Origin of the sequence: Sphingobacterium sp. HSC-15S19 (assembly GCF_050433745.1) — a bacterium.
Taxonomy (GTDB): Bacteria; Bacteroidota; Bacteroidia; order Sphingobacteriales; family Sphingobacteriaceae; genus Sphingobacterium; species Sphingobacterium siyangense.
On the sequence record NZ_JBNPWQ010000034.1, the window covers coordinates 37,225 to 62,043 of the forward strand.

Below are 24,819 nucleotides of genomic sequence, written 5' to 3' on the forward strand. Positions count from 1 at the left end.
TGAACCTGAAATGGAAAAAATGAGCTACTACCTGCATCGGATGCAATCCATCCATAGGGCACTGATTTCGGTCTTTTTCTTTCTGTTGATCTACCTGCTCTCGCCGATCAAAAGCCTTCCGCTGCTTAATTTAATGTTATGCTGGTTTGGATTTTGTGTATCCTATATTTCTATATCCTGGTACACATTCTACACAATGCCGATTGCTTCCATTGCCAGGAAAGCACAGCAAGAGGATGGTAGCCGTCTCTTCGTGTCGTTATTTATCATCCTAGTGACCATAGGCTGTTTTGTTTCGGTATTGATGATTATTATATCAAGTAAGGATAAACAGTTAAATGACGCGTATATTATCATTATTTGCATGTTAGCCATGCTGTCCTCCTGGGGATTGGTCCATACCATATATACCTTTCATTACGCCCGTTTATACTATGAAAATAAAGCTGCCGGAACTGGACTGGAATTTCCGGGAGACGACAAGCCCGATTATTTGGATTTTGCTTATTTTTCATTTGTGATGGGATGCACCTTTCAGGTTTCTGACGTTGGAATCTCTTCAAAAAAGATACGAAGAGTAGCGCTATTCCATGGCCTCCTCTCCTTTGCTTTAAATACATTTGTCGTTGCATTGACGATAAATATCATTTCTGGATTAATCAATTGAGTTTTCGATCAAAAAGTCTTATTTTAGAGCAAAAATTACACACATGAAATTGTTCATCCCTTTAGCTGCGCTCAGTTTATCTATTATTCTAATCACCTCATGTGCAAAAAAAGATAACACAGGGGACGGATCTGCAGGGGCTTCCGGCAGCTTTATAGGCCGTGTTCAATATCAGGATAATTCATTGGATGTGGATCGGGATAATCGTTTGATACGTGTTTTACAAGTGAGCGGAAACACCTATAAAATTGAATTTTATACAGGCATTCCGAATATTACAGACTTTGTATTAAATAAAACAAATGATAGCACCTGGGTCTCTTCCGACACCACCGGCTTAAAAAACGTGACGATTGAGGGGAAAATGCTGACAATTAACTACCAGTCCAATAGTCAAAGCTGGAACGTTACGGATGCAGTACGTAAATAATAATCAATCTAAATTGTCATATTAACTTCATTTTCTATTTGAAAATTATCGCTTTCTCCCTATATTTAGTTAAGCATAAAGGAAAAGAGAAATGAAACAAATAAATAAATTAGGTACGATTGCATCGGTGTTGGCTATTGCGCTTGCTTTGAGTGCATTCAGTTTCCAACAGGAAAAACCTAAGGAAGAACCAAAACCAACCAATCTAAAAGTTCTTCCCAAGAATATCTCCCACGATGAATTGATTTCCACCATGAAGGAATTTAACGTTGCATTGGGCGTAAAATGTGGTTTCTGTCATGCACCATCAAAAGAGGATCCTAAAAAAATGGATTTTGCAAGTGACGATAACCACAAAAAAGAAATTGGACGAGCGATGATTAAGATGACCCAAAAGATAAACAAAAAGTATTTTAATCGTAGTTGGGATAGCTCGCCTGCCAAAGCTATTTCCTGCAAAACCTGTCATGGCGGAAAAGAAGAACCAGAAATGGTCTTAGCAAAAAACTAATCAAACCACATATTCATGTAACACCATAATACACTGTATTGTGGTGTTTTTTATTTCTAATACATTTTAATGGAGAAAGCTAAAAAGTAGAAGAATAAAGCCATTAGTTTTGGAAATGAATAAGGAACCACGCAAAACTACCTTAAACTAAGTATAAAAAGCAGTAAGTAAGTAAATAAAAAAAGCTTCCCGATTGAGAAGCTTTAGTACCCGGAGCCGGAGTCGAACCGGCACGGTTTCCCACTGGTGTTTGAGACCAGCGCGTCTACCAATTCCGCCATCCGGGCATATCCGTTTGGGATGATGCAAAAGTAAGCAAAGTTTTTATTATTCCAAATCACCATAACGCGCATTTTTAAAACTCGCTGAAAATGAATGAGAAAATTTTAAAAAAACTTTTCAATGCCCTATCAATTGATTGAAAATGGCCTTTTTTACGTAATTTTAATCAGTAAACAATCAAATGATCATGGAAAAAGTAAAACTCGGAAACAGTGAAATTGAATTCAAACCTCTTGTCTTTGGTGGAAATGTATTTGGCTGGACCGTCGATGAGAAACAGTCTTTCGCCCTGTTAGATGCTTTTATCGATATGGGATTCAGTCTTATTGATACATCCAACAACTATTCACATTGGGTCCCGGGTCACAGTGGGTCCGAATCAGAAACAATCATTGGCAAATGGATCAGCAAAAGAGATATTCGCGATAAAATTCAGATTGCAACAAAAGTCGGCGGACGTCGAATAGACAATAGTAAACCTAATCTTAAAAAAGAGTATATTATTAAATCTGTGGAAGATTCACTCCTGCGATTGAACGTAGACACAATCGATCTTTATCAATCTCATCACGATGATCTGACAACTGGAATCGATGAAACACTGGAGGCTTATCATCACCTGATCCAGAATGGAAAAATAAAATGGATCGGTGCTTCAAACCTAAGTCCAGAACGTATTTCAGAATCCCTCCAAATGGCCGAAGACCACAATTTACCATATTATATCGCTATCCAACCTGAATATAACCTTTACGACCGTATGAAATACGAAGAGCAGTATGAACAATTGGCCATTGATAATCATTTGGGCGTAATCAGTTACTATTCACTTGCCAGTGGCTTCCTATCGGGCAAATACCGATCTATTGAAGACATCAAAGAGACTAAGCGTTACGATGCATTAAAAGACAAATTTAACGCGCGTGGCCTGCGCATTTTAGATGTGTTGGCTGAGATAGCACATACACAACAAGCTAGTATGTCAGCTATCGCCTTAGCCTGGAGTCTACACAGGCCTTCAGTTACGGCGCCTATTGTAAGTGCAACCAGTATCCAACAGCTCGAGGAACTCAGTAGAGCTGTAGAAATCAAACTGACGCCGAAAGAATGTTTTCTCTTGGACAAAGCAAGCTCTTACTAGACTAAAAGCAAGGGAAAAACAATTTAACACACTGAAAATAAGAATATTAAAAACACTTCAATTGCATTACCAAATAATATTTGGCCACACAGCATACAAGAAAGTGAAATGACCTTAATTTAAGAAAACATATTAGTTAGATAACGAATATAAGTTCTTGTTTTTCAGTTATAAAAAATGGCCAACAAAATATTATTCTGTTAGCCATTTTCGTTAAATATCGCTTTTCCTATACTTAGGTAACTTATCTTATTTTTTCATTCAACAAAGATAGAATAGAAACAGGCACCATCGCACTGATATCTCCTCCATTAAACCACACGTCTCTAACAATGGATGAAGAAATATGAGCCTTTCCAGATCTACTCATTAAAAAATAGCTTTCAACATCATTATTGAGCAACAAATTATTTTGAGCAACAGCATTTTCAAATTCAAAATCATTGGTATTTCGGAGCCCACGCAATATAAAACGTGCTTTAACTTGCTTACAGAAATCTACTGTAAGACCTTTATATTTATGCACCTCAACCCTACTTACGTCGTTAAAAACACGGCTAATTGAATCTACCCGCTCGTCGTGATCTAACATTCCTTTTTTATTGGCGTTATAGCCCACTGCAATAATAATTTTATCAAATAGCGGCATTGCTCTCTCAACAAGATCTTGATGAGCTAAAGTAAAGGGATCAAAAGAGCCCGGAAAAACAGCAATTTTCATATTAGATAGTCTTAGCGTAAAAGGAAAATGATGAATACCCGTATTTTCTAGTTTCTATAAAATTTGGATGATCTTCCATCTGTCTTGTTGACGGATGCTCAACAACAAGGAGCCCATGTTCATGCAACAATTCCTTTTCAAAAATTAATTTTGGCAATTGTGGCAATTTAGGAATATCATAAGGTGGGTCTGCAAAAATAAAATCATAGGTATTCTTACAGCTGGCAATAAACTTAAATACATCGGCTTTCCTTGCTTTAATTTGCTCCAGTTTCATCCTCCCGGCTGTTTCATTGATATATTGCACGCATTTGAAATGAAGATCTATTGCATCTACTGATTCCACATCCCGCGATGCGAGCTCAAAACTAATATTCCCTGTTCCCGCAAAAAGATCCAGACACTTTAAACGATCAAAATCCAGTCGGTTCTGTAAAATATTAAACAGCGCTTCCTTAGCGATATCCGTGGTTGGCCTCACAGGTAAATTGGTCGGTGGATTCAGCCTTAAACCACCTAAACGACCTCCGATTATTCGCATAGTATAGAATCAAACAATACATTATATGGGGCCAAATTTGACTCGATCTCGCTATCCGCCAATACGACTTTTGTCTTCAAATCCAATATTTCGATATCACCCGCATAAGTAGAGATACGTTTATAATAGGATTCATTTGGAATTTCTCCTGAAAGGAGCACTTTATTGATGGAGTCCCCTAGATTGAATTGTGTTAAAATATTAAGCACATAGTAGCTGATATCATCTAGATTATGAATTTCAAAACTATTATAAAGCTGGAAAACACCATTTTTAAAAAGATAAAAATCAACTGTATTGTCAGCTACAAAATGAAGCCCCAATACACTCCCCCTAATGGATACACGCTCCTGCGCACGGTCAAGTACAACCGCAAATTCTGGAAGTATAACAGCATCAGGAAACAACCGCTTCCACCTATTCAATAAAAGACCATCAAACTGATATACAGCAACTAAATTAAGATTATCTAAAGAATAGCTAAATGTATTTTCAAGATCAGTTGTGCCTAAAAACTGTAGGTAATCACTGATGTTTTCACTCAGAAAAAATTCTTTTGGAATAAACGTAAAAGTTTGATGTGGTATCACAACGCGGACAAATCGAAACGGAAGGCTCATAATTCGTGTGGCATCCAAAATTGGCTCCTCTGAAGGATACTCGATCAAAATCGGTGCGATCGACTTTTTATCAACCACCGCCAAGACATCCTTCTGAAAGCCAGCCTTGACCAAAAGATTGTACTCCGGTAAATAATGAATATTAAATTGTTTTGAAATATAATTCATTCGCTGAATTGTAAAAATTAAAACTTCTTAGAGCAAAAATAGCTTTTTCTAGAGGATAAGACAAACCTTTTAAATAACTTTGAGGGTGTTCATCAAAAATCTGTTAATACAGCAATTCCCTTGGCAAGCCACCGAACAGCAGTTGGAGGCTTTCGAATTATTGCAAGAATTTCTTCTCGCTTTTGACAAACAATCCTGCTTTGTACTTAGAGGATATGCGGGTACAGGAAAAACAACATTAATTTCTGCGCTGGTTAAAGTGCTGCCTGCATTGCGGAAAAAGGCTGTTCTGCTGGCACCGACCGGCAGGGCTGCAAAAGTGATCACCTATTATTCGGGACGCAAAGCACTTACAATCCATAAGAAAATATACCGTAAAAAATCTGCTGTTTCTTTTCAGCTCGATTTCACCTTGGCGGAGAACCTGCATGAAGACACTTTATTTATCATCGATGAAGCCTCAATGATATCCAATGCTTCCGTGAATGCGTTTTCGGCAAGCCTTTTGGACGACTTGATCCGTTATGTGCAATCTGGGAAGAACTGTACCCTATTATTTGTTGGAGATACGGCTCAATTACCTCCTGTAGGACTCCTGGATAGCCCTGCCTTAAACCCAAGCTATCTCGAAAGTGAATTTCACCTTTGCGTTTATCCTTTTGAGCTAACCACGGTTGTCCGCCAATCCAAAGACTCCGGTATATTGTACAATGCAACCAAAATACGCGAAGAGATAACCTCGGCAGAGGAAGAACAAGACGACTTCCCTTTTCCAAAGTTCATAACAAAAGGATTTAAAGATCTTTACAGAATGACAGGTGAACGGTTAATCGAAGGTATAAACTATGCATATGACAAATATGGACTCGAAAATACAATGATTATCTGCCGTTCAAATCGATCTGCAAATTTATACAACCAAAATATAAGGAACAGGATTTTGTTCCGGGACGAGGAGCTCACCGGCGGAGATTATATTATGGTTGTAAAAAACAACTACTTCTGGTTACAGGAAAACAACATGGGTGATGGATTTATTGCAAATGGCGATATGGCCAAAGTGCGAAAAGTAAGTAACATCCACGATCAGCATGGATTTCGATTTGCAGATGTCACGCTTGAATTTGTAGACATTGACGAAATAGAACCCATCACCTGCCGCGTTATCCTAGACAGCCTTTATACAGACAGCCCCAATCTGCCCTATGAAACCCATAAAGCACTCTACGAAGAGATTGCCTTGGATTATGCCGACATCATGGATAAGAAGGACAGGCTCGAAGCAATCAAAAAAGACCCCTATTATAATGCGCTTCAGATTAAATTTGCATTTGCAATTACCTGTCATAAAGCACAAGGCGGCCAATGGCCAATCGTGTTTGTCGACCAGGGGTATATAAACGATGATATGTTGGATCTTGAATTCTTAAGATGGCTGTACACTGGGGTTACCCGAGCAACAAAGGAACTTTTTCTGGTCAATTTCAATGAAAACTTCTATCCATCATAGGATTATTACACGAATCATTCGCAAAAGAACCTAATAATGGATATTTTTACGTTCGGAACCATTATTATACAATTATCTATATTATTAATGCATAAGTACTACTTAATCTTGGCGGCGAGCTTATTGCCCTATGTTAGCACTGCACAACAGGCGAAAGAAACGCCTATAAAGCCCAATTATCAGCTGGCTGCAAAATTCTCCCCTGAAAAATTAAAGAAAATGATTTTTTCGACTAGCATCAAACCAAATTGGATCAATTTTTCCGATCGCTTTTGGTATGATTACGCAAGTCCACAAGGAAGAAACTGGTACATTGTAAACCCTGCACTAAAAAAGAAAGAACTTCTTTTCAATAATGACAACCTCGCCGCTCAAATTACTAAAATAGTTAAAAATCCTGTTGATGCCCAACATCTGGAATTACAGGGGCTTCGATTTACCAAGGATGAGAAAAAATTAAGGTTTCAGGTTCAGAGTACCAAAGACACCGTAAAATCCAAAGATGAAATACAAAAGCTCAAGAATAAGTCCGATACGACTAAAAAGAAACTATTTTATCTGGAATATGACTTAGCTGCACAGTCTGTCGTTGAAATAAGTGACTCAACAAAAGTAAAATCACCATTGGGCTGGGCGACATTCTCCCCTGACACCAATACAGTCTATTTTGCGAAAGATTACAACTTGTATTGGATGGACAAACCCAACTACCTTAAAGCGGTAAAGAATGAAAAAGATAGCACCATTGTAGAGCACCAGATAACAAAAGACGGTGTACAATATTATGCTTGGGGCGGTGATGAATACAGCACAACTACAGGTGAGGAAAAAGACAAAGACAATGACCCAAAACGTAAACGAGTATGGATCAGCTGGTCGCCGGATGGACGTTATTTCACCTTGACCAGAAAGGACAACCGTTCTCTAAAACCCTTATGGGTAATCAATAATGTTGGCTCAGCCAGGCCGACACTTGAAACCTATAAATACCAAATGCCGGGCGAAGTCGATTCGACGGAAACTGAACTTTATATCTTCGATGCAGCAGCAAAATCTCCACGCCGCATCAATATATCCGCGTTTAAAAATCAGACCATCTCTACCTGGACAAAAACTCCGGATAAAAATTCTTATAAAGAGGATTATTTTATCAACTACTGGTTAGGCAATAACGAAGAGTTTTACATTTCACGCTCTAGCCGTGACCTCAAACGGATTGATCTCCTAAAAGTCAATATAAATGGTACGGTAAAAAATATTATCCAGGAGCGTTCCAATGTATATTTGGATGTTCAAAAACCATTCCTTATCGAAAACAAAAAGCAATTGGTCCATTGGTCAGAAAGAGATGGCTGGGGTCACTACTACCTTTACGACACGAATGGAAAATTGATTAATCAAATTACAAAAGGTGCCTTTCATACGGAGGAAATTACCGGTTTAGACCCTGCTTCAGGAACACTATACTTTACAGCATCGGGCCGTGAGAAAAACGAAGACCCTTATTATCTACATCAGTACAGTGTCAATACAAATGGCTCCGGAATTAAATTATTAAATCCGGGAAACTTTGATCACCAAGTGGAAATGAGCGAATCTTCCCGATATTTTATCAATAATTCCTCCAGAGTAAACACGACTCCTGAATCGGTCTTATACAATAGCAATGGACAGAAAGTAATGACACTGGAAAAAACAGATCTATCCTTACTATTTGCTGCAGGGTACAAATTCCCGGAACCTTTTAAAGTAAAAGCCGGAGATGGTACCACGGATCTTTATGGAGTCATGTATAAACCATTTGACTTTGACAGTACCAGAACTTACCCCATTGTGGAATATGTATATCCAGGGCCCCAAACCGAGGCTGTCAATAAATCCTTTGGAAGAAGCATGGACAGAATCGACAGGCTAGCTCAGTTTGGATTTATCGTCATCACAGTCGGCAACCGTGGCGGACATCCTTCACGTTCACAATGGTATCATACCTATGGCTATGGCAATCTGCGTGACTATGGTTTGGAAGATAAAAAAGTCGCTGCGGAACAGCTTGCAGATCGCTATAAATACATCGACATCAACCGCGTTGGTATAACCGGCCACTCCGGAGGTGGATTTATGTCTACAGCCGCAATGCTTGTTTACCCTGATTTCTTTAAAGTCGCGGTATCTGGTGCAGGAAACCATGAAAATCAGATCTACAACCGCTGGTGGAGTGAGCGCCATCATGGGGTAACAGAAAAAGTATCCGCTAAAGGCGATACAACATTCTCCTACCAAATCAATAAAAATACAGAGCTCGCAAAAAACCTAAAAGGTAGACTACTTATCGCTACCGGAGATATTGACAACAATGTGCACCCGGCAAATTCCATTCGCATGGTAGACGCATTGATAAAGGCTAACAAAAGATTTGATTTCCTGCTATTACCTGGACAAAGACATGGCTTTGGCGATATGACTGAGTATTTCTTCTGGAAAATGGGCGATTACTTTAGCCAATATCTGTTGGGTGATTCCAAGATGAACGAAGTTGACATGACTGAAATGAATCGAGAAAAGCCACAAAAATAACGGTTACATGACCTACAATGAAAAATTAGCATTTTTATCCGTTACCTTGAGATCTTTCGAGGTAACGGATTTTTCTTTGGATATTCTTCAAGGAATAACCCTGGCCGATCTGCTGAACATCTCCTTAGAGAAGGACAAAAAGATTGCCTTTCGCGCCGCCTGGGTATTTGAAACCATCGTTTTAAAGAATACAACATTGCTAAAATCTGTTCTCCCGCAGTTCTTGGACAATTTAAAAAAACAAAAAAACTGGAGCTGCCTTAGAAGCTACACTAAAATTCTGCTATTTTTGACATCGAAAAAAAACAAAGAATATACGCTTCAAAATGAGATAGAAGAAGAAATTATCGAGTATTCCTCCCAATGGATGATTGAACCTACATGTCCTGTCGCTGTACTGGTCAACTGCCTGGACATCTTAAATAACTTGCGAAAGAAGCACCCTTGGATATATGAGGAATTACAGGCCCAGATAAGCTATTTTCAACGGACAAAACCTAGTCCGGCCTTAATGAGCCGGACTAATAAAATTATTCAGCAGAAAAATTAAAATATACTTTTCACTCGCGCTTAAAACAATGTATTTCCTTTCGAGAGGTTGGCACGGCCCAAATGCTTATAAGCAGCCTCGGTACACTCGCGTCCCCTCGACGTCCGCATAATGTATCCTTCTTGAATCAGAAAAGGTTCATAGACTTCCTCAATCGTACCTTCATCCTCCCCAACTGCTGTGGCTACGGTCTTTAATCCTACTGGACCACCTTTGAATTTGTCGATAATGGTCGTTAAGATTTTGTTGTCCATCTCGTCTAAACCATTTTCATCCACATTAAGCGCATGCAAAGCGTACTTAGCGATTTCTTTATCGATGCTCCCATTGCCCTTTATCTGTGCAAAATCCCTTGTACGACGCAGTAAAGCATTGGCTATCCGGGGCGTCCCTCTGCTCCTTCGCGCAATCTCATAGGCACCTTCATCAGAAATCGGTGTGTTTAAGATATGAGCCGAGCGCAGCACAATAGTTGTCAGCAGCTTTGCATCATAATATTGTAAGCGTGAATTAATTCCAAAACGAGCACGCAAGGGGGCTGTCAAAAGACCTGAACGCGTTGTGGCCCCTATCAAGGTAAACGGATTCAGGGATATCTGAACAGACCGCGCATTTGGTCCCGTTTCCAACATAATGTCAATTTTGAAATCTTCCATTGCCGAATAGAGATATTCCTCTACTAAAGGGCTTAAACGGTGGATCTCGTCGATAAACAAAACATCCCCTTCTTCGAGATTTGTCAATAATCCTGCTAAATCACCCGGTTTATCCAATACAGGTCCAGAAGTAATTTTGATACCAACCCCCATCTCATTAGCAATGATATGGGATAAGGTTGTCTTTCCTAAGCCAGGGGGGCCATGCAGCAAAACGTGATCCAGCGCCTCTCCTCTCAGCCTAGCTGCCTTCACAAAAATATTGAGGTTTTCTAATATTTTAGCCTGTCCCGTAAAATCTTCAAAAGCCTGAGGCCGCAATGCCCGTTCAATATCACGATCTGTATTGCTCAGACGTTCTGGGTTTGGATCTAAATTCTCGTTCATTGTGGCAATATTTAATTTCTCTTGTAGCGCTTTCCGATACTTCCTAATTTCAATTGGATCACTCCAAAAAAAGCTTCCTTAAAGATACTTGTGCTCATCTTTGATGTACCTTCGGTCCGGTCTGTGAATATAATGGGTACTTCAACCACATTAAAGCCATATTTTATGGCTGTGAATTTCATCTCAATCTGAAAAGCATAGCCTACAAATTTAATCTTTTCAAGTGGGATTGTCTTGAGGACTTCCCTGGAGAAACAAACAAACCCCGCAGTAGCATCCTGAATAGCTATTCCCGTTATAAAACGAACATATACCGAAGCGAAATAGGACATCAGCACACGGCTCATCGGCCAATTGACAACATTCACGCCCTTGATATAACGCGAACCTATGCTCATGTCTGCACCATCCACACAAGCCTGCCGTAAGCGAAGCAGATCCTCTGGATTGTGGCTGAAATCCGCATCCATTTCGAAAATATATTGGTAATGTTCGCGGGATAGTGCCCATTTAAATCCATGGATATATGCTGTTCCTAACCCCAGCTTCCCAGTTCGCTCTTCGATAAACAAACGGCCAGTAAATTCATTAGCCTGTAAATTCTTGATGATGGTAGCCGTCCCATCGGGAGAACCATCATCTACAATTAAAATATCAAATGCCTGTGATAAGGAAAAAACTTTGCGAATGATTTTTTCAATATTTTCCTTTTCATTATATGTTGGAATGATAACTAAACTATCCGTCACTTTTTTATATTTAAGACCAGTAAAGGTAATCATTTACGTTAAATTCTAGTACAGGAATTCGATGAAATCTACAGGATAATCAACAATACTCGGGAGAAAAGACAGTAAATCCTTCAAGCTCAAACCAACACATCGACATCATAAATAAGCGGCATCAATAAGTTACACCCTTATAAAAAAGAGAAGCCCGTTACTTTGGGAGTAACGAGCTTTCATTAACCAATTATAAACTTAAATTATGAGACTGCAAATATGATGAAAATTGCTTTCATTTACAAATTTATTTGCGTTTTCATGCAACATTTTCAATACAATCTCTATTTTATTTTGCTAAATCGTTTATAAAACACGCACACTACCGCAATCTAACGATCCACCTCCCCCAAAACGATATCAATCGACCCAAGGATCGCTATCAAATCAGCGATCAGCACCCCTTTTCCGAGTTCTGAAATCACCGAAAGGTTATTAAAACTTGGTCCCCTTGATTTTACACGTAATGGAATATCTGATTTATCTTTTGTGACAAAATAAAACCCTAATTCTCCTTTCGGATTTTCAGCACGGACATAGTAGTCCTGCGCTTTCAAATTCACTTTCTTCGGAACCAAAGCTCGCGGATCAAATTCGGCTGTACGTGTAAAGTCTTTCTGTAATCGTTCAAGACATTGTTCAACAATGCGAACAGATTCCTTGACCTCATCTACCCTAACTTTATAACGATCCCAGCAATCACCAAGTGTCCCCATTTCACCTTTTCCCACAGGTATCTCAAAATCAATTTCTGGGTAAACAGAATAGCCATCTATTCGTCTCAAATCCCATTTTATTCCCGAAGCACGCAGCATAGGCCCCGATACACCATAATTTATGGCAACATCAGCAGGAAGTACGCCTATTTTAGCTGTACGAGAGATAAATATTTGATTCTGTGTCAATATTTCATCAAGTTCGACCAATTTGGGTTTGAAATACGCAATAAATTCCGTACAGCGCTCTTCAAAGCCAACAGGCAAATCATAAAATAAACCTCCTACCCAGATATAGTTGTACAACATCCTGGAACCTGAGGCCCATTCCAACATATTCATGATATGTTCACGATCCCTAAAACACCACAGAAATGGCGTTGTTGCGCCGATATCAATACCATATGTACCAATAGCAATTAGATGGGATGCCATCCGGTTGAGTTCACAGACCAAAACCCGAATGTACTCAATTCTCTTAGGTATTTTACTGTCGAGTCCAAGCATACGTTCAACCCCCATTACGAAAGCATGGCTATTGTTCATCGAAGCTAGATAGTCCAGGCGATCAGTAAATGGAATTGTTTTTGCATAATTCAACGATTCAGCATGCTTATCAAAACAACGATGCAGATAACCCAAGTGTGGAACAACCTCTTTCACGATTTCTCCGTCTGTAATCAGTTGTAACCGAAGTACACCATGCGTCGAAGGATGCTGAGGTCCCATATTCAACACCATTTCCTGGCTTGAGATCTCTGTAAGGTGTTTTTCATAGCGTATTAATGCTTCATTATATTTTGGATTCGCCATTTTTATCAATTAATATGAATGCCATGATATTTTTCTGCTTCCTCATAATCCTTTCGTAAAGGATAACCTTCCCAATCGTCAGGCAGCAAAATCCGTCTAAGGTCCGGATGTCCCTCAAAATATATCCCCATAAGGTCAAATGCTTCACGTTCATGCCAGTCTGCCGTACGCCACACCGAAGTAAGCGAAGGAATCTCAGGTAGTTCATTCAGCGAACGATTACCCGGCAACTCAACTTTTAAGACCAAACCGTGTTGATAAGGCAAGGAATTTAGATGGTAAACAATAGCAAAATGCGTTTCATAATCCACTGCAGTTAGGTTGCTTAAAAAATCAAAGTACAAGCCTTCTGTATCCCTCAGAAATAAACAAACGGCAACAATATCTGCTTTATCAATAAAAAGTGCTGGCTGCAGCCCATTCCGATCTTCTTTAAGGATAATTTGACTTCCAAATTTGGAAACAAGCATCGATTTAATTTCGTCAAATGTCATATTTATGGAGCTATGCGCGTAATCTTCCAGGAATCCGACACTTTTTTATAGACCATACGATCATGTAGCCGACTTGCACGCCCTTGCCAAAACTCGAAATAAATCGGTTTCAATAGATAACCACCCCAATGTGATGGTCTCGGTACAGAATCGTTTCCATAATATTGATTCTCGAGTTCCTCCACCCTATTTTCCAAAAAATTACGGTTAGGGATTTCGTGACTCTGTGGGGATGCTAGCGCACCAATACGGCTTGCTTTTGGCCGCGATTGGAAATATTCATCCGAATCGGCCTCACTTACAAAATCAATAACACCTTCGATCCGGACCTGCCTTTGTAGTTCAGGCCAAAAAAACAACAATGCAACATGCGGATTAGCTTTCATGTCTTCCCCTTTACGACTTTCATAGTTTGTAAAAAAGACCAGTCCTTCTGCTACGATGTCCTTCAATAAAACAACTCGCGAGGACGGCAATTGATGTGAAGAAACCGTTGAAAGTACCATAGCATTGGGCTCGATTACCTCACTGTGAATAGCCTCATCAAACCATTTTTTAAACTGGTGGACTGGATCACGATCCACATCCGATTCAGATAGGCTACCTAATACGTAATCCTGTCTGATTGCTGCAATATCTTTATGTTGAATGGACATAGAAACCTGTTTTTATATCCTACAAACTTACTAAAATCATTGCTTTTTCTCTATAAAGTTAGTAGAAATTGACAAAATCCTAATTTTGGCACAAATCTCGCATAGATTGAATAAAAAAGATTAAATTCAATAAATAATTAAATTCGCGCTATATGTTTACCGAACTAGACCCACAAAAAGGAAGTTTATTGATTTCCGAGCCTTTTATGCTAGACCCCAGATTCCTCAGGTCCGTGATATTGTTATGTGAATACAATACCGAAGGTTCACTCGGATTTGTTCTAAATAATCAAACCAATGTTCGTATAGGCCAATTATTGGAATCTATACCGGATTGCAATTTCCCGATCTACGTCGGTGGCCCGGTTGCTCAGGAAAGCCTTTTTTTTGTACATAGCCGTTTCGATTTACTGTTGAGTGGCGAAGAAGTGGCTCCTGGAATCTATTTTGGCGGCGATGAAGAGAAGCTTATCGAAGCCATACAAACCGGTAGCATAAAACCTGACGAATTAAAATTCTTTATCGGATATTCTGGATGGTCTGCAGGTCAATTAGACGGCGAAATCAAAGAAAATAGCTGGGCTGTACAAAACAAATACCATCATCAGCTCATTTTTGAAGGTAACGGTGAATTGTTGTGGAAGGATGCCATCATTGGACTTGGTCCCAAATATGCACATGTCGCCAATTTCCCTCAGAGCCCAGGCCTAAATTAGTATTAGGGAACATGCTCTCGCTGGCAGTTTACTTATAGAGCCCTTAAATTCACCGAATGAGCCTATGACAAAATAGGCTGTTTCCTGCCATCATGTCCTATAAAGACGATTTGGAACACTGATTGTATGTTTTAAACAAATCATAAAATTAAAAATAGCGACATACAAATTATGAATCCAGAAAAAGGTAGTATTTCAATTCACACGGAGAACATATTTCCCGTAATCAAAAAGTTCTTATATTCTGATAATGAAATTTTCTTGCGTGAACTGGTATCTAATGCAGTTGATGCTTCTCAAAAAATCAAACGCCTGGCATCTTTGGGTCAATACCAAGGTGAAACAGGTGAATTGATTGTAGACGTAAAATTTGATGAAGCTGCCAAGACCATCACTATTTCCGACAATGGTATTGGTATGACAGCAGATGAAATAAAAAAATACATCAACCAGATCGCTTTCTCAGGAGCAACAGAGTTCATGGAAAAATTCAAAGAGGCAAATGATGCAAATGAAATCATTGGCCGCTTTGGTTTAGGCTTCTATTCCGCATTTATGGTAGCCGATACGGTAGAAATCCAATCCTTATCTTATCAGGATGGAGCAGAACCTGCTCATTGGACTTGCGATGGTAGTACATCTTACGAAATTTCTACAGGTACAAGAAGCACCCGCGGAACAGATGTCATCTTGCATATTAACGAAGAATCAACTGAATTTTTAAGCCAGGCACGCTTACAGGACATTTTAGATAAGTATGCTAAATTTCTTCCTGTTTCAATTCGTTTTGGTACCAAGACAAATTCTGAACCAGATGGTGAAGACGAAGAAGGAAAACCAAAATACAAATCTGTAGAGGTAGATAATATCATCAACAATACCAATCCGGCCTGGACAAAATCGCCGTCTGAATTAAAAGACGAGGATTATCTAGCCTTCTACCGCGAACTCTATCCCTACTCAATGGATGAACCATTGTTTTGGATTCACCTCAATGTAGACTACCCATTCAACCTGACAGGTATCCTCTACTTCCCTAAAGTTAAAAATGAACTGGAGATCCAACGCAATAAAATTAAGCTCTATTCTAGACAAGTGTTCATCACCGACGAAGTGAAAGATATTGTTCCTGAATTCTTGATGTTACTTCATGGGGTAATTGATTCGCCGGATATTCCATTAAACGTATCCCGTTCATTTTTACAGGCAGACAGTAACGTTAAAAAAATCAACAGTTATATCACCAAAAAGGTGGCCGACAAATTGAACGAAATATTTAAGACTGATCGTAAGGGATTTGAAGAGAAATGGACGGATATCGGTTTATTTATCAAATACGGTATGCTAAGCGATGAAAAATTTGCTGAAAAAGCAAATGACTTCTGTTTAGTAAAAAACACAGGTAACCAAAGTTTCACCATTAAGGAGTATTACGAAAAGGTCAAAGATATCCAGGTAGATAAAGATGGAAACATTGTTTATTTATATACACATGATGCTGCTCAACAAGATGGTTTCATCCAAACTGCATTAAATAAGGGGTATGATGTTTTGATGCTCGATGGACCACTGGATACGCACTTTGCAGCTTATTTGGAGCAAAAAGGCGGTGAAAAGGTACAGCTGAAGCGTGTAGATGCTGACGTTATCGATAAATTGATCCAAAAAGACGAAAAGGTCGAACTTGCCCTCTCGGAAGAAGAATCTAAAAAAGCACTAGCGGTTTTTGAAAAAGCAATCTCCCGTCAAGACATGAAAGTTGAGGTTGATGCATTAAATGAAGGCGATTTGCCTGTGTCGGTAACAATTGATGAATTTATGCGCCGAATGAAAGATATGGCCAAGACTGGTGGTGGTATGAATTTTTATGGTTCATTGCCCGATAATTATAAAGTAACTGTCAATGGGAACCATCCGCTGATCAAAAGAATTTTATCGTCATCGGACGAAGAAGGTTCAAAACTAGCAAAACAGGCTTTTGATTTAGCGCTCTTGTCCAGAGGTTTATTGTCAGGAGCAGATCTAACGTCTTTCGTGAAGAGAAGTGTAGAAATGATCTAATCATATTTCTTTTAACAAAAAATGCGGTTTCTATGGTAGGAACCGCATTTTTTGTTAAAATATCGGAAGCAAATGACAAATTTAGACAAGCGAAATGCACATCAACATCGAAACGTAACCATATCGATGTTTTTTATTAAAATTTAATAAACTAATCTTCACCTAGTTGGCATTAAACGCTGTTTTTTTTCAATCAAATATTTGGAGGGAATAGGGTTTAATCGTACTTTTGTATCATCAAAATCACGGTAGGTATAGCTCAGTTGGTTAGAGCACTAGATTGTGGTTCTAGGGGTCGTCGGTTCGAGCCCGATTACTTACCCAAAAAGGCAGATCAAATGATCTGCCTTTTTTTAATTTTGCGAATTCAACCCATACAGCCCCCTTCAAAATTGCTCCATCAATCTTTAATTAATATAAAATTCAGACTCAATACTGTTTTCATGCTATACAAACAGATTTACACCGATTAGGGTAAGGGGTCCATGACGGAAGGATTTCCTGGGTCATAAATGCCCACAGCAACTCTGGAGTCAGCACAGCCATAATATAAAAACCATTTTTGTTTAAAAAAGACCAATCCTTCAATAAAAACCGTACCATCGATATATTGCCCACTTTTTTCGAAAGATTCCATGGGACGCAAAAACGGAACATCCATTCGAGCCAATACGCTTGTCGGATCTCGTGAATCAAATAAAACCTGCCCAGCGGAATAAGTATTTTTATTAAAGCGCTTATCTCCTTTTTCAGCATGATTCTTACCATTGTACAACAATACAATTCCTTTATCAGTCAAAACTGCCGGGGGACCACACTCCGTCAATGAACTATCAAAATAACCATCCCTTGGCGAAATAAAAGCGATCAATGCCCCCTTTTTATCTGTTACGGGCTCCCAGTCAATCAAATTATCAGATGTGGCGCCATACACACCATGTTCCCCCCAGTACAACCAATATTTCCCATTGATTTTAGCTATGACCTGTCTGTTACCTTTCATTACTGTCACAATAGAAGCTGATTTGTGCGGTTCATCAACAAGAGTGGGCCTGTTTTTCGATTTTTTAAAAATGGGACCATACTTAGTCCAGTGTTTCAGATCAGTGGATATTGCTAAACCTAAGCGTGGCACCTTTCGATTCCATTGGGTATAAAATAGCACAAAACGCCCGTCCTCCGTCTGTGCTAAGCGGGGATCTTCCGTCCCACCGGGCCACTCGTTATCCTGCTGCTCATCGGGAGCTGGATAGAATACCGGTGTTTTCAGTCGTTCAAAATGAATACCGTCAGCACTAGCTGCTAATCCCAGTCGGGAGGTCCGGTGGCCAATAGCCTTCCCTGTCCGATCTTCTGCACGATAAATGACATAAACACTATCTCCCCTTACCACTGCAGCAGGATTAAAAGTGTCGTTGTCCTCCCATCGAATCTCCTTCTTCAGAATTGGATCATAAAATACCGAACTCGTATCAGGCTCAATAATTGGATTGATACCTTTGGGCCGCTCAAAGCCTCCTAATACCCATTGTTCTTTCTTAAGCTTTCCGCCAGGCTGTACGTTACAGCCACATAAAAAGACGAACACTATAGAACCTGCAATTTTAACGATAACATTCATGTTTTATTTGATCTCCCATACTTAAGATGCAAACCTGTAAAGGCGAAAATTAGAATTGGTTACAACAGAAAGGTGAGCGAATCTGCCCCCCCGATCATTCACAAATATAACGCTATTTGAAAGAAATAGATGGCACAAAAACAAGTTCATCAAAAATTGAATTGGAAGCCACCCTAGAAAACTAATAAACAATTTATCGATAAACAACTCGTTATGTTGCAATATATTGCAACATAACAACAAATATAAGGTTAAATATTGCAACATATAGCATAAAAGCGCTATATTTATAGCATGATATCCAAAGAGGAACGCCACGATTTTATATTGGTTAAAATCAAAAAGGAAAGAAAATTAGCGATGGTAGACTTAGCAGCTGAACTTGGTGTCTCTGAACATACCGTCCGACGTGATCTTAAAGAGTTATCCGACGCCGGCTTGCTTCGCGCTATTCGGGGTGGCGCCACGCTACGTTCAAACATGCCATTCGATATATACGACCGAAACAACCTTGATGTTATGGAGAAACAATCCATAGCAGAAAAATCGATCACACTATTGAAAAATCATCAAGTTGTCTTTTTCGATGGCGGCACAACAACACAGACAATTGCAGGAAATATTCCCGATAGCCTAACCCTTACTGTTGTTACACATAGTCTCCCAATAGCTAATATACTTGCCAACTTCCCAAACATCACCTTGATTTTTGCTGGTGGCACTTTCTGCAAATCATCACTTACTATGCAAGGACAGCAAACGATCTCCACATTTGAAGACATATACGCGGATATCAGCTTCATAGGTGTATGTAGCCTGGATCTCCACCGCGGACTTACATCAAGAACACACGAAGAAGCAGCTATCAAAAAAGTACTGTGTAAAAATTCAATGAACATTGTTGCTGCCACAACAAGCAATAAGCTTGATACCTTGGCTTCTTTCCTGACATGCCCCATCTCTGATATCAGTTATTTAATTACAGAAAAGGATCCTTTTGACCGCATTTTACAGCCTTATGCCGCACAAGGTATTACAATCTTATAAGTTTACCGTTTATGAACAATCTCAAACAGGAAGCTGCCAAAGCTGCTCTTCAACTATTAAAACCCGATCAGCTCATTGGACTAGGTGTTGGATCAACAATAGCTTATTTCATTGAATTAATCGCCAGCAGTATCAGCTTTAAATCCAGCTTAAAATTTACATCACCTTCCTTGGAAACCAAAACGCTGCTCCAAGAGAATGGACTTATTTGTGTTGATAACAGTATCCTAACAACGCTGGACTATTATTTTGACAGCTGTGATCAGGTCGACATTCATTTAAATGCATTCAAAAGTGGCGGTGGCGTGCACACGGGTGAGAAGATTATGGCGAATATGGCGCAGCAGTTTATTCTCTTGGTCGATGGCTCAAAGATGGTCGAAAAACTTAGCACAAAGCATCCGTTATGTGTTGAAATTATACCAGAAGCTTGGCTATCGGTACGTGAAAATCTAAAATCAAGTTATTTTACAACGATATCCGACATTGTATTACGAAAATCTGAACAAAAATCGGGGCCTCTCCTTTCTGAGAGAGGTAATTTCCTGGCAGATATTTATTTTTCTAAACTGCCCGATATTTTTGATTTGAATAAGCAAATCAAACTCATTATAGGGGTTGTAGAACATTCACTTTTTTATCAGCTGTGTTCGGCATGTCTTTTGGCAACAGAAGACGGCGTAACACATTTATTTGCAAACAACCTTGGAGAATCAGACACGGATAAGATTGTCACGCAATAGCATTAAAGTTTATATTGAAGTCTAACAACCAACAAGACAACGGTAAAGTAATTTAAATTAACATGAAACACACTCAAATTAACACAGGAATACTGAGTTTTGGCATGTCAGGACGTGTTTTTCACGCACCATTTATACATACCAATCCTCATTTCAATCTCGGCGCTGTTGTAGAACGGTCGAAAAAAGCAGCACATGAATTTTATCCGGCAATAAAAAGCTATAATAGCATTGCTGAATTACTAGCGGATGAAAGCGTCGAACTGGTCGTTGTGAATACACCAAACTATACACATTTCCAATATGCCAAAGAGGCCCTAGAAGCAGGAAAACATGTATTGATAGAAAAACCTGCCGTTGATGACACTACACAATTCGACACTCTTCTTGCCATCAGCAAAAAACAAGGCAAACAATTATTTTTCTATCAAAACAGACGGTATGACGGTCACTTTTTAGACATTAAAAAAGTGATTGACAGTGGAGAATTAGGAAAGCTAATTGAAGTACATTTCAGATTTGATCGCTATAAAATGGAATTGGGACAAAAATACTTTAAGGAAGATACGCAGTATATTTCTAATGGTCTTACTTATGACCTAGGCCCTCACCTTATTGATCAGGCAATCTCACTTTTTGGAAAACCGGTTAAATTTACCAAGACAACATCCATTAACAGGCCGGATTCTAAAGTTGCAGATTATTTTCACTACCAGCTCTATTATCCAGCTGGACTGAACGTGTATTTAACGGGAAGTCTACTTGTTGCCTCTCCACAGCCCGCCTTTGTTTTACATGGCACAAAAGGGAGTTTTATCAAGAATATGACAGATGTGCAAGAACAGCAATTGCTAGATGGTATGTTACCTGACAATCCATCTTATGGCCTTGAGCCAGCCGGCCAAGAGGGGAAACTTGTTACGATAGACGCTTCAAATCAAAAACATGAGTCTTTAGTAACGCCACATAAAGGAGATTACAATCAGCTGTTTGAAGCCATTTATGAAAGCTTAAGAAATAATATCGATTACCCTATTAAAGCGGATCAGGTTAAATGGCAGATCGAATTGCTTGAAGCTGAAAATACCTAAGCTTCTAAACAATCAAATGGCGGCACGGTTCAAGAAAACTAACATGTGCTGCCATTTCAATTTGCTTTCCAAAGACATTCGTTCGGTTCAATATGGATCATCACATGACCGAGATCAGGAATATGCGCAACCAAATGGTCTTTGAGTTTATGTGCCAACTCATGCCCTTCCCTTACGGTAATTTCACTATCAACAATAGCGTGCAGATCGACATGATATTTAGCCCCCGATTTGCGGACAAAACATTTTTCTGTGGCTTTTATCCCCTCTACCTTTAATGCTTCTTCCCGGATATTATCAATGACCTCATCGTATACATTTTCATCCATTATCTCGCCAAGCGCCGGTCTGAAAATATGATAACAGTTATACAGTATAAATCCAGCAGCAAATAATGCCGCGTAGTCATCCGCATTTTCATATCCTTTTCCGAGTAACAATGCAATAGATATCCCAATGAAGGCTGCAACTGACGTTATCGCATCGCTTCGATGGTGCCAAGCGTCTGCACGAAGTGAAGAACTATTTGTTTCTTTACTTTTCTTCATAACGATCCTATACGAAATTTCTTTCCATACGATGATTCCGCCAAGAACAAATAGAGTCCAAGGCTTTGGCAAGTCATGTGGCGTTCCTATATTCTCAATACTTTCATAAGCGATTATGGTTGCAGAAACGATGAGAAAACCAACGACAATAAATGTAATGAGGGGTTCTACCCGACCATGACCATACGGGTGATTGTCGTCGGCAGGTCGTTGCGCATATTTTAAACCCAGAAGCACTAGAAATGAAGAGAAAATGTCCGCCGTTGACTCAATTGCATCCGCAATCAGGGCATAGGAGTTTCCAAAGAAACCAGCTAGCCATTTTAACAATGCTAGTAATGCATTGCCTACAATACTAAAATAAGTCGTTCTGACTGCAGTCTGCTCTTGAAGTTCGGACATCGCTATAAATTAACTTGACACCGCGAAAATACTGTTTTTTCTCTTCAAATTCTATTCTCCATATCTAGAAAATAACGATTACAATAATCGATCGTTAACTGCCGCTTGCGATATCCTGCAATGCTTTTTTTATCTCAGGAGTCCCATAGTCACGACTTCCTTCCAGACGCTCTACGATCTTTCCAGTTTTATCCAAGATCACCGTTGTCGGGATGGACTGCCCTAAGAATTCCGCAGGAATTTCACCCTCTGCTATATAAAGGGGCAGATCATACTTATTTTCCGCCATGAATGCTGAAGACTTCTCCATGTCGCCATCAACGTCCACCATGAGGAAAACGATATCCTTATTATCTTTAAGCGATTGCCTAAGCTGGTCAATGGAAGGTAGTTCATGAATACAAGGAGGACACCAAGTCGCCCAGAAATTGATAAATACGACCTTACCTTTTAAAGCACTTAATTGAAGAACCTTCCCCTCTTTATCCTTAAAAGATAGCTCCTGCGTTGTGGGTGCAGTCGCTTCAACAGGTTCCTCCACCTTTTCGGCCTTGGCCTCACTTTTAGTTCCTGTGTTTCCACAGCTAAAAAACAAACTGGTCGATAAAGCCGCAAGACCCAAAAAAATAACCCCTCTATTAAACCTAATATTCATCGTCTTTTGTTTCATTAAATTATTCTATTAAAAATAAATCCTGTTCACTAATCGTTCTCTTAAAGTAAGGGCTAAAAGATTAAATCCGAATTCGGAGATCTCGTCAATCCAATCCTCCTAGGAGAAATTTCTCAAAACATTAGCTAATTTAACCTTAATTATTCAAGACCACAAGTATTGCAAACAACTTCACAACATAAACAATTGATCAATAAGAAAATAAGCAACAATAAAATTGAAAAAATAACAAGAACTTTTCCGACATTTAAAAGAGTGAACATATCACTGATCAAAAGACAATTTATTGACTACATCATGAATCTCCCCGCAAATCATTTCAAAAAATACTTGTTAATATATTTCCTGTTATTCCTCACCCCCCAGCTGAATTTCGGGCAAGCCACGTCAACTAAATTCAATAACCTATACCGGCTAATAGCATCAAAAGATTTCTTCACCGCCCGTGACCTTTTTAAGGTAAATAAAACTTTTTTAAACGCCCATGAGCAACTTTTTATTTTGGCAATACTCGATAATGCCTTTAATAGGCCCATCGCTTCAAACAAAAAAATTGCACTGCTGAACACAGCAACAGAAGAATTGCCTGACACACTGCGACTAAAAATACGACGTATTCAGGAAGATAATTTTGTCAAACTGAAAGATTACGATGAGGCAAAACAGACAACGCAAAAAATCCTACTCGAATTCGATTCCTTGCTGTCAACAGATACAAGAGCGGATCTCCGAAACAATCTAAAAATCTGGTCGGCACTTGATCATGTAAAGCCGCAGCTTATACAAATCAACGACGATACCCGTCTTAAAATGACGAAAGATAAAGCCAGCTTGAAGAATCTAAAGGTAGAGGTTAACGGCGATACAGCAAGTTTCATATTTGACACCGGAGCAAATCTATCGACAGTTTCGGAGTCCGTGGCCAAACGACTTCATATGGATATGATCCCTGCAGATATTGATGTAGACGCAATTACAGGTATTGCTATCAAAGCCGATTTAGCAGTCTGTAAACAATTAAAACTTGGTAACATCAGTATATCGAATGCTATATTTCTGGTTTTCCCAGACAGTGCACTTTATATCCCACAAATTGGCTATCAGATCAATGGCATAATAGGCTTCCCAGTCATAGAAGCACTGCAAGAAGTACAGCTTACACAAGATGATTTTTTTATCGTACCTAAGAGACCTACAGTTACAAAGAAGGCTTCAAATCTTGCAATAGATGGGTTATCACCTCTTATTGCCATTGATGGAAAGCACTATACCTTTGATACGGGAGCGGAAAATACAATCCTTTATGCGCCATTTTACGAAACCTACAAACAGCATATCGAAAAATATGGTATACCGACCAAAGTCGACATGGGCGGCGCAGGGGGTAACGTTGAATATGATGGCTTTGTCATACAACATACATTCCATATCGGCGATAAACCGATCGCTCTTAAAAAAATAAACCTATTAAAATCGAAAATCAAGAATGAAACTGTATATGGAAATATAGGACAAGATATTATCCGCCAATTTTCTAAAATGACACTTAATTTTAAAGACATGTTTATCCATTTTAATTAACAGGAATCTAAAACTAAAATGGATCATATGTGTCCTAAATAAATTTTAGGATTGGATTTCTGTGGTACAAGCATAGCTTTTTTCATCATTTCGATATTGACCCCTATTTTTCAATCT

At 39.1% G+C, this 24,819-nt stretch carries 24 protein-coding genes and 2 tRNA genes; 14 read left to right on the top strand and 12 right to left on the bottom strand.

Translation table 11 applies throughout. The features are described 5' to 3' along the window. Positions 1 to 10 precede the first annotated feature (10 nt). From L1283_RS22530 to L1283_RS22540, 3 genes are all read left to right on the top strand, one after another. Positions 11 to 667: a DUF1345 domain-containing protein gene (locus L1283_RS22530; protein WP_088161543.1), complete on the top strand. Its 657-nt coding sequence runs from the start codon at positions 11 to 13 to the stop codon at positions 665 to 667. 43 nt (positions 668 to 710) lie between these two features. Further along, complete coding sequence (locus L1283_RS22535; RefSeq protein WP_088161542.1) at positions 711 to 1,097, top strand: hypothetical protein; 387 nt, start codon at positions 711 to 713, stop codon at positions 1,095 to 1,097. Positions 1,098 to 1,188: 91 nt separating this feature from the next. Further along, a complete protein-coding gene (locus tag L1283_RS22540; RefSeq protein ID WP_120335886.1) occupies positions 1,189 to 1,608 on the top strand; it encodes a c-type cytochrome in 420 nt (139 codons plus the stop codon). Between the two features lie 207 nt (positions 1,609 to 1,815). Here the strand turns inward: L1283_RS22540 and L1283_RS22545 are convergent. Next, a tRNA-Leu gene (locus L1283_RS22545) sits at positions 1,816 to 1,895 on the bottom strand. Between the two features lie 182 nt (positions 1,896 to 2,077). Between L1283_RS22545 and L1283_RS22550 the strand changes: the two genes are divergently transcribed. Further along, positions 2,078 to 3,031 carry an aldo/keto reductase gene (locus L1283_RS22550; RefSeq protein ID WP_286849507.1) on the top strand — a complete coding sequence of 318 codons (954 nt, stop codon included), beginning with the start codon at positions 2,078 to 2,080 and terminating at the stop codon, positions 3,029 to 3,031. A 244-nt stretch (positions 3,032 to 3,275) separates the two neighbouring features. Here the strand turns inward: L1283_RS22550 and coaD are convergent, their stop codons facing one another. The 3 genes from coaD to L1283_RS22565 are packed head-to-tail and all read right to left on the bottom strand — an operon-like array spanning position 3,276 to position 5,081. Continuing rightward, positions 3,276 to 3,752, bottom strand: coding sequence for a pantetheine-phosphate adenylyltransferase (coaD, locus tag L1283_RS22555; RefSeq protein ID WP_075992599.1), 477 nt, complete (start codon positions 3,750 to 3,752; stop codon positions 3,276 to 3,278). 1 nt (position 3,753) lies between these two features. Continuing rightward, complete coding sequence (gene rsmD, locus L1283_RS22560; RefSeq protein ID WP_088161540.1) at positions 3,754 to 4,293, bottom strand: 16S rRNA (guanine(966)-N(2))-methyltransferase RsmD; 540 nt, start codon at positions 4,291 to 4,293, stop codon at positions 3,754 to 3,756. Then, on the bottom strand, positions 4,284 to 5,081 hold the full coding sequence (locus L1283_RS22565) for a DUF3822 family protein (RefSeq protein WP_088161539.1): 798 nt from the start codon (positions 5,079 to 5,081) through the stop codon (positions 4,284 to 4,286). The genes rsmD and L1283_RS22565 overlap by 10 nt, the downstream gene beginning before the upstream one ends. 85 nt (positions 5,082 to 5,166) lie before the next feature. Here L1283_RS22565 and L1283_RS22570 point away from each other — a divergent pair, with 85 nt between their 5' ends. The 3 genes from L1283_RS22570 to L1283_RS22580 all read left to right on the top strand — a co-directional run bounded on the left by L1283_RS22570 (position 5,167) and on the right by L1283_RS22580 (position 9,715). Then, positions 5,167 to 6,591 (top strand): ATP-dependent DNA helicase, encoded by a 1,425-nt coding sequence (locus L1283_RS22570; protein ID WP_145330083.1) that lies wholly within the window; start codon positions 5,167 to 5,169, stop codon positions 6,589 to 6,591. Between the two features lie 87 nt (positions 6,592 to 6,678). Further along, positions 6,679 to 9,165 (top strand): S9 family peptidase, encoded by a 2,487-nt coding sequence (locus L1283_RS22575; protein ID WP_312352869.1) that lies wholly within the window; start codon positions 6,679 to 6,681, stop codon positions 9,163 to 9,165. A 7-nt stretch (positions 9,166 to 9,172) separates the two neighbouring features. After that, on the top strand, positions 9,173 to 9,715 hold the full coding sequence (locus L1283_RS22580) for a hypothetical protein (RefSeq protein WP_145330087.1): 543 nt from the start codon (positions 9,173 to 9,175) through the stop codon (positions 9,713 to 9,715). Between the two features lie 20 nt (positions 9,716 to 9,735). On the opposite strand, the gene ruvB is transcribed toward L1283_RS22580, so the two are convergent. From ruvB to pdxH, 5 genes are all read right to left on the bottom strand, one after another. Then, complete coding sequence (ruvB, locus tag L1283_RS22585) at positions 9,736 to 10,758, bottom strand: Holliday junction branch migration DNA helicase RuvB (protein ID WP_075992593.1); 1,023 nt, start codon at positions 10,756 to 10,758, stop codon at positions 9,736 to 9,738. 11 nt (positions 10,759 to 10,769) lie between these two features. After that, positions 10,770 to 11,507: a polyprenol monophosphomannose synthase gene (locus L1283_RS22590; protein ID WP_075994792.1), complete on the bottom strand. Its 738-nt coding sequence runs from the start codon at positions 11,505 to 11,507 to the stop codon at positions 10,770 to 10,772. A 365-nt stretch (positions 11,508 to 11,872) separates the two neighbouring features. Next, entirely contained in the window at positions 11,873 to 13,069 is a 1,197-nt protein-coding gene (locus tag L1283_RS22595) for an NADH-quinone oxidoreductase subunit D (protein ID WP_088161534.1), read from the bottom strand. Between the two features lie 5 nt (positions 13,070 to 13,074). After that, entirely contained in the window at positions 13,075 to 13,563 is a 489-nt protein-coding gene (locus L1283_RS22600) for an NADH-quinone oxidoreductase subunit C (protein WP_088161533.1), read from the bottom strand. 2 nt (positions 13,564 to 13,565) lie between these two features. After that, positions 13,566 to 14,219: a pyridoxamine 5'-phosphate oxidase gene (gene pdxH / locus L1283_RS22605; protein WP_145330089.1), complete on the bottom strand. Its 654-nt coding sequence runs from the start codon at positions 14,217 to 14,219 to the stop codon at positions 13,566 to 13,568. A 152-nt stretch (positions 14,220 to 14,371) separates the two neighbouring features. Between pdxH and L1283_RS22610 the strand changes: the two genes are divergently transcribed. From L1283_RS22610 to L1283_RS22620, 3 genes are all read left to right on the top strand, one after another. Next, on the top strand, positions 14,372 to 14,935 hold the full coding sequence (locus L1283_RS22610) for a YqgE/AlgH family protein (RefSeq protein ID WP_088161531.1): 564 nt from the start codon (positions 14,372 to 14,374) through the stop codon (positions 14,933 to 14,935). Between the two features lie 171 nt (positions 14,936 to 15,106). Beyond that, entirely contained in the window at positions 15,107 to 16,996 is a 1,890-nt protein-coding gene (htpG, locus tag L1283_RS22615; RefSeq protein WP_120335893.1) for a molecular chaperone HtpG, read from the top strand. Between the two features lie 248 nt (positions 16,997 to 17,244). Further along, positions 17,245 to 17,318: transfer RNA gene (locus L1283_RS22620), tRNA-His, on the top strand. Positions 17,319 to 17,465: 147 nt separating this feature from the next. Here L1283_RS22620 and L1283_RS22625 read toward each other — a convergent pair. Continuing rightward, entirely contained in the window at positions 17,466 to 18,617 is a 1,152-nt protein-coding gene (locus L1283_RS22625; protein ID WP_145330091.1) for a glycoside hydrolase family 130 protein, read from the bottom strand. A gap of 294 nt (positions 18,618 to 18,911) precedes the next feature. Between L1283_RS22625 and L1283_RS22630 the strand changes: the two genes are divergently transcribed. From L1283_RS22630 to L1283_RS22640, 3 genes are all read left to right on the top strand, one after another. Then, entirely contained in the window at positions 18,912 to 19,664 is a 753-nt protein-coding gene (locus L1283_RS22630) for a DeoR/GlpR family DNA-binding transcription regulator (RefSeq protein WP_088161529.1), read from the top strand. 11 nt (positions 19,665 to 19,675) lie between these two features. Beyond that, positions 19,676 to 20,407, top strand: a complete 732-nt coding sequence (gene rpiA / locus L1283_RS22635; RefSeq protein ID WP_088161528.1) for a ribose 5-phosphate isomerase A — start codon at positions 19,676 to 19,678, stop codon at positions 20,405 to 20,407. Positions 20,408 to 20,469: 62 nt separating this feature from the next. Further along, a complete protein-coding gene (locus L1283_RS22640; RefSeq protein ID WP_088161527.1) occupies positions 20,470 to 21,498 on the top strand; it encodes a Gfo/Idh/MocA family protein in 1,029 nt (342 codons plus the stop codon). A 56-nt stretch (positions 21,499 to 21,554) separates the two neighbouring features. Here the strand turns inward: L1283_RS22640 and L1283_RS22645 are convergent, their stop codons facing one another. Both L1283_RS22645 and L1283_RS22650 read right to left on the bottom strand, forming a co-directional pair. Beyond that, positions 21,555 to 22,448, bottom strand: coding sequence for a cation diffusion facilitator family transporter (locus L1283_RS22645; protein ID WP_075992585.1), 894 nt, complete (start codon positions 22,446 to 22,448; stop codon positions 21,555 to 21,557). Between the two features lie 94 nt (positions 22,449 to 22,542). After that, the gene (locus tag L1283_RS22650) at positions 22,543 to 23,103 is read right to left on the bottom strand and encodes a TlpA family protein disulfide reductase (protein WP_120336173.1); all 561 of its coding nucleotides are present in this window, start codon (positions 23,101 to 23,103) and stop codon (positions 22,543 to 22,545) included. A 273-nt stretch (positions 23,104 to 23,376) separates the two neighbouring features. Between L1283_RS22650 and L1283_RS22655 the strand changes: the two genes are divergently transcribed. After that, a complete protein-coding gene (locus L1283_RS22655) occupies positions 23,377 to 24,702 on the top strand; it encodes a retropepsin-like aspartic protease (protein WP_429626466.1) in 1,326 nt (441 codons plus the stop codon). The last annotated feature ends 117 nt before the right edge of the window (positions 24,703 to 24,819 follow it).